Raw genomic sequence first — 13,886 nt, 5'->3', positions numbered from 1 at the left:
CCTAGTTATATCTAAAATAATTTATTAATTTTCAATTGAAAGATTAAACCATCGTATCGCGTTGTATTCTATTAAATAGATTCACAAAAAAACGAAATATGTCTTCATTAGACATCCATTTATTCTTTTCTAAATTTTCAAAATCGGATAATAGGCTATTTAATGTTTTATTATTATATACAGAGAGAAGATAGAGAAGAATTTCCTTTCTCAAGCGTATTGAACCTAAAGACATTTCCTCTTTCTTCGTTACGGTGACCTGCGTATCACTTCTTCTAAACATTAATAGTTCTTGTGGTTCTACAAATAATATTCCTCCAGCTTTCGCTATATCAAACCACAATTTATAATCTTCCACACAGGGGTAATTTTGATATTTAATATGGTGATTAAGCAGAAACTCTTTTTTAATCATCACACTAGGGTGAAGTAGCATGTTATATTTTAGTAACTCCAATACAGGTTCATGTATAATTCCATATCCAAGATGAGAAATTTTTCTTTCGTTGCCCTTATCGCTGAAAATCTTAGCCCATGTACCACAAACTGTGATATCCGGATTTTTTTTCATTCGTTTTAATTGAATTCTTAATCGTTCTGTATGCATGATATCGTCTGCGTCCATGCGTGCGATATAAGCGCCGGAAGCTAACTGCAATCCTTCATTTAAGTTTTGAATGAATTGATGTTTTCTTTTGACCAAATGTATTCTTTCATCTGCATAGTCCTGAATGATTTTCACAGTCCGGTCTGTTGAACCGTCATCTATAATAAGAAATTCAAAATCGGTCAGTGTCTGATTCAAGACACTGTCAATAGCATTCTTTATGTATTTTTCGCCATTTCTGACAGGCATTAAAACTGTTATTTCAGGCATTGTCTTGTTCTATTAATTGTTCATATACATTAATCGTATTATCTATCATCTTTGTCAGTGTGAATCTTTCTTGGTAGTTCTTGATTGCATTTGCGCTTAGTTTTAACCTTAAGGCTTCGTCATCTATCAAACGCATGATGGCATCCGCTAATTTTTCTTCATCTAGCTCTAAGCCAAAATCTTCATCAAATATTAAAGGAATTTTTAAAGCATTCACTTCATCTTCAAACATCTCGGAAAGTGCGTCTACGTCCGATACAATCATTGGTATACCAAACATTGACATTTCAATAGCTACATAGCTACATTGTTCATGCAAAGAAGGAATGACTCCTATAGTATTTGCTGAATATAATTCTTTCAGTTCATTAAAAGAAACAGCCCCCAATATTTCAATGTTTAGTTGTTTGTACGCTTTATGAATATGTGTCGACATATAACCAGTACATTGTCCAACTAATTTCAGTTTACAAAAGTACCCTCTATTAAATACTTTGTTCAACGCATTAAGTAGGCAAATCACTCCTTTTTCACGGCTGATTCTACCTACGAAAAGAATCTCTGGTATTCCATGTTTTCTTTCCTGCAAGGTAATCCCCGTATTATCCATACCATTATATATTACAGATATTTTGTCCGGATGAATACCATATGCTGAAACAATGTGTTTCATTGCGGAATAAGAGACACATATAATTCTATCAGATAAGGGATATGCAATCTTTTCTAGTTGATTATCGTTTATTAAATTGAATGTATTATTCAACCATTGAGAATACTGTTTTCTAAACTGGCTTTCGTTATATTCAAGGCTTAATTTCCAAGGAATGATATGTAAATGGGTCAAAGTATATCCGCCCAAAGACGATTTTAAAATATCGGCTAATTTAAATAGTAATAATTCTTGTACATGCCAAATTAATTGTTTCCTATCTTTTAAATAAGGGGATATTAGGTCGGATATGACGTTAAAATACTTAGTAAGCCAATATATTTCATTTCTCAGAGGCTTGGATTTAGATGGATATGGGATATTAGCAATTATCCTATCCTCCATCACTTCTAATTCTGGAAATATCAGACTGGTATTTAAACAAATGATGTGAACTTTAATACCGTTTATATGCCTCATGCCTTCTGTTAACATTTGAATATAGCGTACAACACCGGACGGATTTCCAGTTTCTATTCTGAGGATTACAATATTCTTTTCTGTCATTGTTGCATTAAATAGTGTCCGGTGGATCTTATATCTTGAAAATTAAGACATTTCATAAGTAGTAATTGAGGAATTCCTCCTTTTAGCCTATTTAATGTCAGTCGATTTCCTTTGTATAAATAAGATTCTTTATTAAACAGTAAGTTTGATAATTCTTCTTTTAAAGATGACCATTCGCTTTTTTTATTAAGAAGTTGCAATTTATTCAGATTGTAAATCGTGTCAATTGCCTCTTTTAAGTTTAGGGTTTCCAAAACCATATTTGAAAAGTAGCATTTTGTAATCGTATTTGCCAACTTTATGATATCTTTGCGTTTATGGTACAAGCCATATTGCAAAAGATTGACTCCAAACGATATATTGGTACAAACATATTTATCACTGATTAATTTTCTATGTGTTTGTACTATTATGTCAATTAATGTTTCTCCTCGAATATTTAATTCTTCATAAAGATTATATTGACAAAGCACTTTCGTAGCATGGTAATAGAATAAGTTACGTTCAAACAAGCTTTTAGGAATTAGTTTCAAATAATCACAGAGGTTCTCTATTAAATTGGGAACTATTTCATCAATATCAGATTCTGGAATATATGATTTAGAAGTTATTAAAAAAGATATAGCGTCGCTTTTAGATACAATATTGTTCATATCTGTTTTTAATTGTTTTATGAATGCTACTATTTCTTTATGTTCTTGACCATATAATTCCAGATAATCAGCTTCAATATATTCTTTTTCGATAAGATGAATAAGTGACCATGCTATTCCCATTTTTCCTTCATTAAATGTATTGCTTTTCATAGGAGAAGCTAGTACCTCTTGCAATAACTCAAAAGCATGTTTTTCAGCTAAAGCATCCTTAAAATAGTGAGAATATTCGAAAAGAATTAAAGAATACCCCATTTTACCAAACATCAGACTAGAGTTGTCTAATGAATATCCATGTAATAATATAAAGTTCACCAAAAAAATATTTTTCATACTTCGTTTATATTAACTCGCTTTAATAGGGAAATCTTCAATATTGAATTGTACTATGGCAGAATGGTTGTAGTCCTTCTTTGTGGCAATTTCAATAAGCAGTGTCCGAAATCAGTGACTTAGTATTGTTTCTTGACTTAATATCAATATTCAAGGTAGTCTTCAATCTTAAACTTTTCATCTTTTACAATAAATTTTAAATATCGACCATATAACATTTTCTTGTCAATGGTTATCAGGGGGCCAAAACTGTTTTCAGGAAACTTCCTTATTTGTTTTTCTAAATAAGATACAATCATTTTCTCGTCGGTAGATAATGCTTTCGGCAATAAGAGGTGTGGAATAATTTGTCCTGTTTTAGGGGCTACTTCCAATAGAAATGAATATTCCTTCCCAACATGTTTGCTAAATTCTGTAGGAAAATTTTCATTAATAAGAGGAGAGATTAAAAAATCTATATTCCTTTTAATGTCATCATACCAACATCCGTCTTCGCGTATTAATATCATACCTCCTTTTTGTGGGAAACAAGAAGATTCAAACTTACCCTCATCTGGAGTTATTTGTTTTTCGTCAGATATCCTGCCTTTATGAATGGATATGAGTGAAGCTTTCTTTGATACAATTGTATTAAATAGCTTTCTTGGGCAATGCAAAACGAATAATCTACCAGTGAACCATTTGGCAATTATACCATTATAACCTGCGGGCACATCTTGATACATAGCTGATTCTCTCATTCCATATTTCTCTTTTATTTTTTGTAATTCAAGAGAAGCTTGTTTTAAGGAATCTTTGTTTTGCGGAAATATATCTTCTAAAAATAGATACTTACAGTTTCTGTTTGGGATTCTCCATTGAGCTACACAACAAAATTCTTTCTTTAAAGGTGAAGGATACATAAAGGAAGGCTCATAGAAGTAACCGGGAACATATATTTCGTCATAATCTTGAGGAACACTATTTTTACTATCCTTGAAAAGACTAAACATGTCAGTTAGAGACAGAATCTCATATTTGTCGTCTGCATTATTTTGAGCATAGATCAAACCGGGTAATAAATATACGAAAAGTGATATAATTCTATTTTTCATAATTGTTATTCTCAATATGGAATATAGGTATCAGTTGGCTCATGATAAATATAAAATTCTTTATATCCAATTTCTTGTAATTTACTCTTTGTTTCATAGTCTGCATCACTTGGATAGTTAGCATATTCACTCTGATGGTTATGATATTTTATATCACATCCACTATACGCCATTGACACTTCTTTTTCTTGATGATTGGTACCTGCGAAAAAATGATAAGTTGAACTATCCACGCACATAGACCATTCTACAGAAGTATTTTGAGTTAAAAAACTATAGATTTCTCGATTCTGTTCACTAGTACCTTCAATAACCAATTGACCAGAAGATATTTGAAAAGATGTACCTTGAGGTAATTTCATTGTTGGAGCCCCATCCCATGATCCCATTGATACAAGAACTTCATCTGAATTTGTTTCGTTTGAGTAAAGTACACGCCCATCCTCTCCAATTACATATAAGGTACCTCCGATTACTCCTTTTTCTTCATTTTGACTCAATACCGGCATCTCTTTCCGAATCTCATCAATAAGTGCTCTTGTTAATTTTTGCTTCATAAGTATTAAATTTTATTTGTGTGATTCTCCAAATATAGAAATAAATTCCCATCTTTACAAAGAAATATAAATCTTTTTTTATGCAAACAAGACAATTTCCCTGGGAGTACCAAATGGATGCAAAAGATTGTGGCCCAGCATGTATCAAAATGATAGCTAAATATTACGGCAAATACTATTCGTTACAATATTTGAGGGATTTATGCGGGATAACCAGAGAAGGAGTTTCCTTTTTGGATATTAGCTATGCTGCCGAAAAAATAGGACTAAGAACTGTAGCTGTAAAGGCGACTATGGAGAATCTGACTAACAGGATTCCACTGCCATGTATCATACATTGGGACCAACACCACTTCGTTGTTGTGTATAAAACAAAAAAAGGGAAGATATATGTTTCAGATCCTGCCAAAGGCTTGCTTTCCTACCCGGAAGAGGATTTCAAAGACAGATGGTATAAGGAAGGGGAAGAATTCGGGATGCTGATGGTATTGGAGCCTATGGCAAACTTTAAGCAAATAGAAGCTCATGAACGGATAGAAAGATTCAAAAGTTTCGAAAACCTTCTCAACTATTTTACACCATATAAAAAAGCATTCGGCATATTGTTCGCTATCATGCTGATAGCTACCGGACTGCAAGCCGTACTTCCGTTTATCTCAAAGTCTGTAATAGATATAGGTATATATACTCAGGATATATCTTTCATCTATATGATGCTAATCGGCAATATTGTTCTTTTACTCAGTATAACACTGTCCAATGTATTAAGAGACTGGGTATTGCTGCATGTTTCTACCCGTGTCAATATCTCTCTCATATCGGACTATCTGATCAAACTGATGAAGCTACCGGTGACTTTCTTCGAAAATAAGCTGGTCGGTGATATCCTTCAACGAGCAGGCGATCATGAAAGAATACGCAGTTTTGTGATGAATAATTCTTTGGGGATGTTCTTCTCCATCATTACATTCGTTGTATTCAGCATTATACTGTTGATTTATAATTCTATGATCTTTTTTATATTCATAGCGGGCAGCGGAATCTATGTGGCGTGGATTTTCACTTTTCTGAGTATACGTAAAAAGCTCGACTGGGAATATTTTGAACTGAATGCCAAGAACCAAAGCTATTGGGTGGAGACCATTGAAAATGTTCAGGAAATTAAAATAAACAATTACGAAGACCTTAAACGCTGGAAATGGGAAGCTATTCAGGCAAGGATATACCGGCTGAATCTGAAAGTGTTGAAAATCAATAATGCACAGTCACTCGGTGCGCAATTCATTAATAGTATGATGAATATTGCCGTTACATTCTACTGTGCCATTGCTGTAATCAATGGAGATATAACTTTCGGGGTCATGATTTCAACACAATTTATTATAGGTATGCTGAATGGACCTGTGGCGCAGTTGGTCAGCTTTATGCAATCTGCCCAGTATGCTAAAATCAGTTTTATGCGTATCAATGAAATTCATCAGTTGAAAGATGAAGACGATTCTTCGCCGGTGGTGAGCAACAGTCTCAGTTTACCTTTAGACAAAAGTTTATATTTGAAGAATGTATCATTTCAATATTCGAGAAATGCTCCGTTGGTTTTGAAAAATATCACGCTGCAGATTCCCAAAGGAAAAGTGACCGCTATCGTTGGCGATAGTGGATGCGGCAAATCCACTTTACTCAAACTGCTGTTACGGCTTTACATGCCCTCTTATGGAGAAATCTGTATGGGAGATATGAACGTGAATAATATCAGTCTGCGCAATTGGCGAGCCAAATGTGGGTGCGTGATGCAGGATGGAAAGTTATTTAACGATACCATACAGAATAACATTGTACTGGATGATGCCAATATTGATTATGATGCGTTGCAGAAAGCAGTTGAAGTAGCCAATATCAGTCATGAAATAGAAGTCATGCCACAGGGATACCAGACGATGATCGGAGAAATGGGCAGAGGTTTAAGTGGAGGACAACGGCAACGGGTGTTGATAGCGAGGGCGCTCTATAAAGATCCGGACTATCTGTTTTTGGACGAAGCGACGAATGCACTGGATACCATTAATGAGCAAAAAATAGTGAAGGCATTAAATAATGTTTTCAAAAACAGGACTGTCATTGTGGTAGCTCATCGGCTTAGCACGATTCGCAGGGCAGATCAAATCATTGTATTAAAAGCAGGAATAATCATAGAGACAGGCAATCATCAAAGCCTGATGACAAATAAACAGTATTATTATAATTTAATTCAAAGCCAATATGAGCCGGAAACAAACACCTTCCCTACAGAAGAAAGCGCAGACTAAACCATCCGGAAGAAGTGAAGAACTGGATGAGATTATTGACCGGATGCCCATGGCTTTCGGAAAATGGGTGGCATTGGCAGTCATTGTATTTGCAGCATTATTTCTATTGTTCGGATGGATTATCAAATACCCGGACATGGTGACCGGGCAAATTAAAATTAATGCGCAGAACCCGACCATAAGACTTGTTGCCAACAGTACGGGGAATTTGCTGCTTCTTTCGCACAAAGCACAGGAGGAAGTGAAGAAGGGAGAGTATATAGCTGTCGTGCAAAACCCTGCTGCTACAGAGGATGTACAGAAGATTGCGGATATAATGGGCAAAATCAGCATGGAGGATGTGCAATTACCAACATTCAGAGACAGCTTTCCCGATAAAATGTCTTTGGGGGAAATTAATTCCCAGTACTATGCTTTTCTTGCCGCTCTAAAAGCCTGGTGCGATTATATGAGTCGGAACGTGTATGAAAAACAAAAGGATAATATTGCGGCAGGCATTCAATGGAAAAAAGAGATTGTTGATGAAGCGGAGGAGGCACGGAAAGCGGCAAAAGACAGAATGGACGTCGCTCAAAAATGGCTTAAACGCTATACTTCACTCGATCGGCAACAAATAGCGACTTATGAGTATGAGACTGATCAAGTGAAGAATAATTATTTGACCACTGTACAAGAAGTACAGAACATAAACAGGGAAATTTCTTCGACCCGAATGCAAATAACAGAGGCATACCATCAGCTGGAACAGCTGAAGATTGAACAGAAGGAAAAGGAACGAAATCTGCAAGTAGAACTTTTGTCTACTTATCAAAGCCTTCGATCCAACATTGCTGCATGGGAACAGAAATATGTGCTCAAGGCTCCTTTTGATGGAAGGGTCGAATTCTTGAAGTTTATTGCGGACGGACAATTCGTTGAGGCAGGGGAATCTATATTTGGAATCATACCGAAAGAGAACCATATATATGGGCAGGTACTATTGCCGGCCAGCGGAGCCGGAAAAGTAAAACAAAACAGTAAAGTCGTTATTAAACTGGAGAACTATCCTTATATGGAGTACGGATATATCGAAGGATATGTATCTTCCATCTCCCTGGTCACCCAAACGCAAAAAACAGAAAAAAGCACTGTTGAAACTTATCTGATTAATGTAGAACTGCCCAATGGACTCACGACTAACTATGAGGAGGTTTTGGACTTTAAATATGAATTAGGAGGAACTGCCGATATGATTGTAAAAGACAGAAGATTGATAGAGCGCCTGTTTGATAATTTAAGATACCGGACTAAATAAACTCCATACTTAAATTTGCTCTCCAAGTGAATTAAACATAGATTTTGCTCCCATGCTCTCACTTTCTGCCTGTATCCCTTTATTCATCGTGGTTTTAGCTATGGTAGCAAGTGTGGTGGCAAGTATGAGAGCAAGCTGTTGCTCTCACTTTACTATATTGTATTTTTTATTGTTTCTTCAATGTTATCTTTTGGTTTACAGTGTGTTAATGTCTGACGTGTCAACCATTAACAATTGATTTCTCAGTTATTAATAATTGAGAAATCAGTTGTTAATAGCTGATAATTCATGTATTATTGACTGATAAATGATTTAGTGCTACTTGAAAGAACAGGGTAATTGAAATACCTGATATGGTCGAATGAATCGAATCATGTGGTTCATTCACTCCAATCAAAGGAGCTTTTGTTAGTTTCATACGCTTGAAACCTTTGGTTTCATGCGGTGAAACTATAGTTTCCAAGCAATGAAACTAAAAGTTTCAAGTAATGAAACCAATAGTTTCAAGCGTATGAAACTCTTATTGGAACTTTTGTTGTATTTTATTGTAAGGATAATATAGGATAACAGGCAATTTTATCCGGAGAAAAGTTTGTGCCTCGTCATATTTTATCGTACCTTTACAGGACTTAAACGATAAACAATATTGGTAGATAAACAGACAAAAAAATAGAATGAAAATAACTTTAATCAGACAAGACAGCGGGAGTGGAAAAGAAGCTCTGAGCATATGTGAAGCAGGTACATTATTCAACAAAATGAAAACGGAAACAAAATCGGGACACATTACGGCTTTGCGAGAACTTATACCGATGCTGGAAGGTACGTACAGTCAGTACGAACATATAGACAAATTGCCATATATCTATTCTGCTGTAGAATATACCCGCACCAAAGAAGGCGAACGAAAAATGAAACAATATAACGGCTTGGTACAGTTGGAAGTGAAGCGGCTGGCAGGCTTGTCCGAAATGGAATTCGTGAAGCGGCAGGCGGCACTTTTGCCTCAGACCTTTGCCGCTTTTTGCGGTTCCAGTGATCGCAGCGTGAAGATATGGGTACGTTTTGCCTTACCGGATGACAGAGGACTGCCCGAAAAAGAAGCGGAAGCGGAATTATTTCATGCCCATGCCTACTGGCTGGCGGTGAAATGCTACCAACCGATATTACTTCCTTACGATATTGCCCTGAAAGAACCTGTGCTGACACAGAAGTGTCGCATGACACTGGATGAATCTCCTTATTATAATCCTGATGCAGTGCCGTTCTGTCTGGAACAACCGCTCACGATGCCCGGTGAAGAAACTTTCCGGCAGCGCAAACAGGGTGAGAAGAATCTCTTATCACGGCTGCAACCGGGATATGAGTCTGCGAAAACCTTCACGAAGATTTACGAGGCAGCATTGAACCGTGCGTTTCAGGAAATGGAAAACTGGAAACGTGGAGATGATTTGCAGCCTTTGCTTGTACATCTTACCGAACAGTGCTTTAAGTCCGGCATTCCCGAAGAAGAAGCAGTCCGACAGACACTCATTCATTATTATCGGGAAGAGGATGAACGGACCATACGTTCGACGATTCATAATCTTTATCAGGAATGCAAGGGTTTTGGCAAGAAAAGCAGCATAGGCAGGGAACAGGAGACGGCTTTTCTGATGGAAGAATTTATGAACCGTCGTTATGAATTTCGTTATAATACCGTGCTGGATGATCTGGAATACCGTCAGCGTGATTCCATTCACTTCTACTTTAAGCCTGTAGACAAACGTGTGCGCAACAGTATCTCTATCTGTGCTTTGAAAGAGGGCATCAATGCCTGGGATCGTGATGTAGACCGTTTTCTGAATTCGGAATATGTTCCGTTGTACAATCCTGTAGAAGAATATCTTTATGATGTCGGTCGTTGGGACGGGAAAGACCGTATTCGTGCATTGGCCGGACTGGTTCTTTGTACGAATCCGTATTGGAGGGAGTTGTTTTACCGTTGGTTTCTGAGCATGGTGGCGCATTGGAGAGGAGTGGACCGGCAGCATGGAAACAGTACGTCACCTTTGCTTGTCGGCCCGCAAGGGTATCGCAAGTCCACATTTTGCCGGATTATCCTGCCGCCGGAATTGCGTTTCGGTTATACAGACAGTATCGATTTTAAGAGTAAGCAGGAAGCGGAGCGTTATTTGGGACGTTTTTTTCTGATCAACATTGATGAGTTCGATCAGATCAATGTCAGTCAGCAGGGGTTTCTGAAACATTTGTTGCAAAAGCCTGTCGCCAACTTACGCAAGCCTCATGGTAATACTATCCGTGAAATGCGCCGTTATGCTTCCTTTATCGGTACCAGCAATCAGAAAGATTTGCTTGCCGATCCCAGTGGTAGCCGTCGTTTCATCTGTATCGAGGTGACAGCTCCTATTAAAACCAATACTACCATCAATTACAAACAGCTTTATGCCCAGGCGATGGAAGCTATTTATAAAGGCGAACGTTACTGGCTGAATGATGAGGATGAAAAGATTTTGAAGCAGACGAACCGTGAGTTTGAGCAGGCAAGCCCGTTGGAGCAGTTGTTTCATTGTTATCTTCGTCCGGCAGAAGAGAAGGAGGAAGGCGAGTGGATGACGTCCATGCAAATTTTGAATTATTTGCAGACAAAGACACGTGACAAGTTGGCTATCAATAAGATAGCGGTGTTCGGTCGTACGCTTCAGAAACTGAATATTCCTTGCCGGAAGTCTGCTAAGGGAATGCTTTACCATTTGACGAAAGTAGAGTAACTGGTTTTAAAAAAGTGAGGGCAACTGCTTGCTCTCACTTTGCTACCACTGGATCTCTCATCGCTGGAGGTCCGATGAATAGGGACGTTGAAGTCATTTGTGGTAGCATGGGAGCAAATATCAGTTATAAATCAATGGGGATTTCTTCCATCCGTTGCAATTCCCAGGTACGGAACTGTACCACAATGCAATGTAGCTTCGTGTTCTGTACAAACTGACGTACTTTGGGAGCGGCAGCATATTCTCTGATCTGTGCAACGGCTTCTTCCCATTGTGTTTCGGCTTTCGCATCGGAATCTTTCTCCGAAAGGTATTTCAATTCTATGATATAGCTATGGTTTACTTCATAATGCAACAGGTCCGGCATTAAGAATAAGTCGCAGTAGCCATGATTCAGCTCTACTTCCGGGGCAGTCAGGTAATAAGCATTCACACTCATGTAGGCAGTAAAGAATCCTTGGATATTTCGTTCACCTTCAATGGCACTACGTACTGAAGAATTTTCTTTGTAAGCATGGGCGATAAACTCCAGTGTTTTTTGCCATTGGCCGTCGAATGCCATATCATCAAACAAATCTCCTAAGCTATTCAAATCGATATGCCGTTTCTCTTGATATTCTTCCAATAGGAAATCGTAATATTGCTTACGTACATTATTGTTGGGAATGCCCAGTATCAGACGGACCCCGCGTGTGCCGGTGATGGTCAGCATGCCATAATAAAAGAGCAGACTGGGGAAGATTTCCGGGTTGGCAATTTCGGTAGCGGGAAAGGTCGTCACTAAGTTAGTGATAATTTCTCCCTCTTCGGTGATTTTGCGCAACACACCTTTGCGGTTCCCGTCCAGTTTGTCCAGTCGGATCAATTTCTTCATTTTGTTATAATCCGTGCGGGTGTTAGGGTCAATCATCTGCTCGGGAGACTTTCCTAACGTTATATAATGGCGCAGATAATAAAATACCATGTCGCAGTTGAACATTTTCGGATCACGTTCCAAACTTTCCTTTGCAAAGCAATAATTGTCATACCACGGTTTCATTTCCTGAATCATCGCATCTATATCCGTATCTGCCGACAGTTGTCCTGCGTCTTTATAATATTGGAGCATGGTTCGCACATCCGTTTCACTGAAGCCCAGCATCATATTGAATTGAAAGTCAGTACTGATGTTCCATCCAATATTGAATCCGCTGGTGAGATCATCTAATGTGACGGGGCTGACGCCCGTCATGAAGATACGTTCGAACATGCCTTTAAACTTCTTGAAAATCTCCCGATAGAATCCGCTGGCATGCGTCAGGGCATGGTAGACTTCATTTCCTTGTTCGTTAAGAACTACGTTGGTGAAGTTGTCGTATTCGTCGATAATCAGATAGAGGCGGGAGGCATTGTTGCGGGCTTTCCGATCCAGAAAATTCAGTTTATTGGTGGAGCCTTCCAATTGCTTCATTTCTAATGCAAAGCCCGGATAATAGTATGGTTCATAAATAGATGCGAAATCATCCAGTCCGCCGCAGCAATAATCGTCAAAGTGTTGTGCCAATGTTCCATCAATTCCGGCTATGCGTGAGAAATCGAGAAAAAGTATCTGGAATGCTCCCTGCAAAGGAGTGGGCCGGCTGCCTATCCATAAATCACCGAAGCGTTTTTGAAATTTTTCTTTTTGCGAGATGTCATAATAGGCACGAAGCATGCTCAGGAAAATACTTTTGCCGAAACGCCTCGGGCGTATAAAGAATAAACTGCTGGGTTGCTTCTCCAGTAAAGGCAGATACATGGTCTTATCTACATAATATTGATTTTGTTCCACCACTTCCACGAAATTGGAAACTCCATAAGGGATTCTCTTAGCATCATTCATCATAATTCCTGTTATTTTAGTTCATTGCTCACGGAATAAGACAAAAGTAGTCTATTCCGGCTGAAAGAACAAAGAAAAGGAGAGGAAAGTTGGAACTTGAAGTGGAGAACTTATGATATGTCATGCTTTGATTTCGTTTCGTCGATTAGTCTTTATTTCTTGTTACTCCCGTACTCGTTTCACCGTTTCCTCAACCAGACTATCCAAATCAAAATCAATATTATAATCCTTTTTTATCTGAATGTTTCTTATTTGATTGACCAATGAATGCGGTTTCACTCTTCGGGTCATTTCTATTTCCATTAGTCTTTCGGGAAAACGTTTGCGAATTTCATCAATATCTCTCATAAACAGTGAATCTTCTTTCTCGTAGAGGGCATTGGCTGCTTCTGCCAGAATGAAAGCTCCCAGACTGTCAGGATATTGCTTTAATACCGCCTGAAGAAAGGCTCTGCTTTGGCCGAAACTTTCGTGAGCTTCGGTGTACATGTCTTTGGCAGCCTGAAGTAATCCTAGCTGAAACAGATATTCACCGGTAATTGCTTTTTTCTTCATCGCGAGCGTTTGTACATGCAGGGCGGAGTCCAGTTCTCCCATTTCAGATAAAAGCTTGGCTTTTATGCCATAATAGTCGGGATTTAGACTGTCGATTGCCAAAGCTTTATCCAGAAAGCGGATGCATTTTCGAGTGGAGTCTACGTCATAAGAAGATTCCATTAGTGTCATTGCTTGCTGGTAGAAACTGTCTGCCTGAAGATTGATATGATGAGGAGTGATGTCTACTTTGGGCTCTTGCCGGGAATGGCAACCTGTGGTTGTAATAATCATTGACAAGATAGTTAATAAGAAGCCCGATTTTCTGGATTTTATATTCATAATTCTTATCATCTAATTTTATAAAAAGTAAGACTGGCGAAGAAC

General features: G+C 38.0%; 10 protein-coding genes. 3 read left to right on the top strand and 7 right to left on the bottom strand.

The genetic code is table 11. From position 1 onward, the window contains the following. Nucleotides 1–43: 43 nt before the first annotated feature. The 5 genes from HMPREF2794_RS12905 to HMPREF2794_RS12885 all read right to left on the bottom strand — a co-directional run bounded on the left by HMPREF2794_RS12905 (nt 44) and on the right by HMPREF2794_RS12885 (nt 4,733). Nucleotides 44–877 carry a glycosyltransferase family 2 protein gene (locus tag HMPREF2794_RS12905; protein WP_055270335.1) on the bottom strand — a complete coding sequence of 278 codons (834 nt, stop codon included), beginning with the start codon at nt 875–877 and terminating at the stop codon, nt 44–46. Further along, nucleotides 870–2,096 carry a glycosyltransferase family 4 protein gene (locus tag HMPREF2794_RS12900; RefSeq protein ID WP_010536882.1) on the bottom strand — a complete coding sequence of 409 codons (1,227 nt, stop codon included), beginning with the start codon at nt 2,094–2,096 and terminating at the stop codon, nt 870–872. Before HMPREF2794_RS12900 ends, HMPREF2794_RS12905 begins: the two co-directional genes overlap by 8 nt. Then, nucleotides 2,093–3,082, bottom strand: a complete 990-nt coding sequence (locus tag HMPREF2794_RS12895; protein ID WP_010536883.1) for a hypothetical protein — start codon at nt 3,080–3,082, stop codon at nt 2,093–2,095. Before HMPREF2794_RS12895 ends, HMPREF2794_RS12900 begins: the two co-directional genes overlap by 4 nt. Nucleotides 3,083–3,225: 143 nt before the next feature. Next, a complete protein-coding gene (locus HMPREF2794_RS12890) occupies nt 3,226–4,176 on the bottom strand; it encodes a DUF5030 domain-containing protein (RefSeq protein WP_010536884.1) in 951 nt (316 codons plus the stop codon). Nucleotides 4,177–4,187: 11 nt separating this feature from the next. After that, complete coding sequence (locus HMPREF2794_RS12885; RefSeq protein WP_010536885.1) at nt 4,188–4,733, bottom strand: JAB-like toxin 1 domain-containing protein; 546 nt, start codon at nt 4,731–4,733, stop codon at nt 4,188–4,190. Nucleotides 4,734–4,813: 80 nt separating this feature from the next. On the opposite strand from HMPREF2794_RS12885, the gene HMPREF2794_RS12880 reads away from it, so the two are divergent. The 3 genes from HMPREF2794_RS12880 to HMPREF2794_RS12870 all read left to right on the top strand — a co-directional run bounded on the left by HMPREF2794_RS12880 (nt 4,814) and on the right by HMPREF2794_RS12870 (nt 11,104). Next, nucleotides 4,814–7,039, top strand: coding sequence for a peptidase domain-containing ABC transporter (locus HMPREF2794_RS12880; protein ID WP_070751647.1), 2,226 nt, complete (start codon nt 4,814–4,816; stop codon nt 7,037–7,039). Then, nucleotides 6,993–8,333, top strand: coding sequence for an HlyD family secretion protein (locus tag HMPREF2794_RS12875; protein ID WP_070751646.1), 1,341 nt, complete (start codon nt 6,993–6,995; stop codon nt 8,331–8,333). Before HMPREF2794_RS12880 ends, HMPREF2794_RS12875 begins: the two co-directional genes overlap by 47 nt. Nucleotides 8,334–9,007: 674 nt before the next feature. Next, nucleotides 9,008–11,104: a BT4734/BF3469 family protein gene (locus HMPREF2794_RS12870; RefSeq protein WP_070751645.1), complete on the top strand. Its 2,097-nt coding sequence runs from the start codon at nt 9,008–9,010 to the stop codon at nt 11,102–11,104. A gap of 124 nt (nt 11,105–11,228) precedes the next feature. On the opposite strand, the gene HMPREF2794_RS12865 is transcribed toward HMPREF2794_RS12870, so the two are convergent. Next, nucleotides 11,229–12,965, bottom strand: a complete 1,737-nt coding sequence (locus HMPREF2794_RS12865) for an ATP-binding protein (protein WP_029425352.1) — start codon at nt 12,963–12,965, stop codon at nt 11,229–11,231. A 162-nt stretch (nt 12,966–13,127) separates the two neighbouring features. Beyond that, nucleotides 13,128–13,841 (bottom strand): tetratricopeptide repeat protein, encoded by a 714-nt coding sequence (locus tag HMPREF2794_RS12860; protein ID WP_010536890.1) that lies wholly within the window; start codon nt 13,839–13,841, stop codon nt 13,128–13,130. Between the last annotated feature and the right edge of the window lie 45 nt (nt 13,842–13,886).

Source organism: Bacteroides sp. HMSC067B03 (assembly GCF_001811315.1).
GTDB classification, from domain to species: domain Bacteria; phylum Bacteroidota; class Bacteroidia; order Bacteroidales; family Bacteroidaceae; genus Bacteroides; species Bacteroides faecis.
This window is presented reverse-complemented; position numbering and strand designations above follow the sequence as displayed.